This is a genomic window from Staphylococcus sp. HMSC036D05 (assembly GCF_001836225.1).
Lineage (GTDB): Bacteria > Bacillota > Bacilli > Staphylococcales > Staphylococcaceae > Staphylococcus > Staphylococcus caprae.
Window position 1 is genome coordinate 1 of record NZ_KV827782.1, and the last position, 2,870, is coordinate 2,870.

The window sequence follows — 2,870 nt, forward strand, 5'->3', positions numbered from 1 at the left end:
ACGATATGCTTTGGGTAGCTGTAAGTAAGCGTTGATCCAGAGATTTCCGAATGGGGGAACCCAACATGAGTGATGTCATGTTATCGACATGTGAATTCATAGCATGTCAGAAGGCAGACCCGGAGAACTGAAACATCTTAGTACCCGGAGGAAGAGAAAGAAAAATCGATTCCCTGAGTAGCGGCGAGCGAAACGGGAAGAGCCCAAACCAACAAGCTTGCTTGTTGGGGTTGTAGGACACTCTATACGGAGTTACAAAAGAACATGTTAGACGAATCATCTGGAAAGATGAATCAAAGAAGGTAAAAATCCTGTAGTCGAAAACATATTCTCTCTTGAGTGGATCCTGAGTACGACGGAGCACGTGAAATTCCGTCGGAATCTAGGAGGACCATCTCCTAAGGCTAAATACTCTCTAGTGACCGATAGTGAACCAGTACCGTGAGGGAAAGGTGAAAAGTACCCCGGAAGGGGAGTGAAAGAGAACTTGAAACCGTGTGCTTACAAGTAGTCAGAGCCCGTTAATGGGTGATGGCGTGCCTTTTGTAGAATGAACCGGCGAGTTACGATCTGATGCAAGGTTAAGCAGCGAATGTGGAGCCGTAGCGAAAGCGAGTCTGAATAGGGCGTTGAGTATTTGGTCGTAGACCCGAAACCAGGTGATCTACCCTTGGTCAGGTTGAAGTTCAGGTAACACTGAATGGAGGACCGAACCGACTTACGTTGAAAAGTGAGCGGATGAACTGAGGGTAGCGGAGAAATTCCAATCGAACTTGGAGATAGCTGGTTCTCTCCGAAATAGCTTTAGGGCTAGCCTCAAGTGATGATTATTGGAGGTAGAGCACTGTTTGGACGAGGGGCCCCTCTCGGGTTACCGAATTCAGACAAACTCCGAATGCCAATCAATTTAACTTGGGAGTCAGAACATGGGTGATAAGGTCCGTGTTCGAAAGGGAAACAGCCCAGACCACCAGCTAAGGTCCCAAAATATATGTTAAGTGGAAAAGGATGTGGCGTTGCCCAGACAACTAGGATGTTGGCTTAGAAGCAGCCATCATTTAAAGAGTGCGTAATAGCTCACTAGTCGAGTGACACTGCGCCGAAAATGTACCGGGGCTAAACATATTACCGAAGCTGTGGATTGTCCGTAGGACAATGGTAGGAGAGCGTTCTAAGGGCGTTGAAGCATGATCGCAAGGACATGTGGAGCGCTTAGAAGTGAGAATGCCGGTGTGAGTAGCGAAAGACGGGTGAGAATCCCGTCCACCGATTGACTAAGGTTTCCAGAGGAAGGCTCGTCCGCTCTGGGTTAGTCGGGTCCTAAGCTGAGGCCGACAGGCGTAGGCGATGGATAACAGGTTGATATTCCTGTACCACCTAGTATCGTTTTAATCGATGGGGGGACGCAGTAGGATAGGCGAAGCGTGCTGTTGGAGTGCACGTCCAAGCAGTAAGGCTGAGTGTTAGGCAAATCCGGCACTCGTAAGGCTGAGTTGTGATGGGGAGAGGAAATTGTTTCCTCGAGTCGTTGATTTCACACTGCCGAGAAAAGCCTCTAGATAGATAACAGGTGCCCGTACCGCAAACCGACACAGGTAGTCAAGATGAGAATTCTAAGGTGAGCGAGCGAACTCTCGTTAAGGAACTCGGCAAAATGACCCCGTAACTTCGGGAGAAGGGGTGCTCTTTAGGGTTCACGCCCAGAAGAGCCGCAGTGAATAGGCCCAAGCGACTGTTTATCAAAAACACAGGTCTCTGCTAAACCGTAAGGTGATGTATAGGGGCTGACGCCTGCCCGGTGCTGGAAGGTTAAGAGGAGTGGTTAGCTTCTGCGAAGCTACGAATCGAAGCCCCAGTAAACGGCGGCCGTAACTATAACGGTCCTAAGGTAGCGAAATTCCTTGTCGGGTAAGTTCCGACCCGCACGAAAGGCGTAACGATTTGGGCACTGTCTCAACGAGAGACTCGGTGAAATCATAGTACCTGTGAAGATGCAGGTTACCCGCGACAGGACGGAAAGACCCCGTGGAGCTTTACTGTAGCCTGATATTGAAATTCGGCACAGCTTGTACAGGATAGGTAGGAGCCATTGAAACGTGAGCGCTAGCTTACGTGGAGGCGTTGGTGGGATACTACCCTAGCTGTGTTGGCTTTCTAACCCGCACCACTTATCGTGGTGGGAGACAGTGTCAGGCGGGCAGTTTGACTGGGGCGGTCGCCTCCTAAAAGGTAACGGAGGCGCTCAAAGGTTCCCTCAGAATGGTTGGAAATCATTCACAGAGTGTAAAGGCATAAGGGAGCTTGACTGCGAGACCTACAAGTCGAGCAGGGTCGAAAGACGGACTTAGTGATCCGGTGGTTCCGCATGGAAGGGCCATCGCTCAACGGATAAAAGCTACCCCGGGGATAACAGGCTTATCTCCCCCAAGAGTTCACATCGACGGGGAGGTTTGGCACCTCGATGTCGGCTCATCGCATCCTGGGGCTGTAGTCGGTCCCAAGGGTTGGGCTGTTCGCCCATTAAAGCGGTACGCGAGCTGGGTTCAGAACGTCGTGAGACAGTTCGGTCCCTATCCGTCGTGGGCGTAGGAAATTTGAGAGGAGCTGTCCTTAGTACGAGAGGACCGGGATGGACATACCTCTGGTGTACCAGTTGTCGTGCCAACGGCATAGCTGGGTAGCTATGTATGGACGGGATAAGTGCTGAAAGCATCTAAGCATGAAGCCCCCCTCAAGATGAGATTTCCCAACTTCGGTTATAAGATCCCTCGAAGATGACGAGGTTAATAGGTTCGAGGTGGAAGCGTGGCGACACGTGGAGCTGACGAATACTAATCGATCGAAGACTTAATCAATTTTAAAATGTTTTG

Annotated in this window: 1 rRNA gene; it reads left to right on the forward strand. The window is 50.4% G+C overall.

From position 1 onward, the window contains the following. A 23S ribosomal RNA gene (locus tag HMPREF2580_RS10130) occupies positions 1-2,855 on the forward strand; the annotation flags it as partial. Positions 2,856-2,870: the final 15 nt, after the last annotated feature.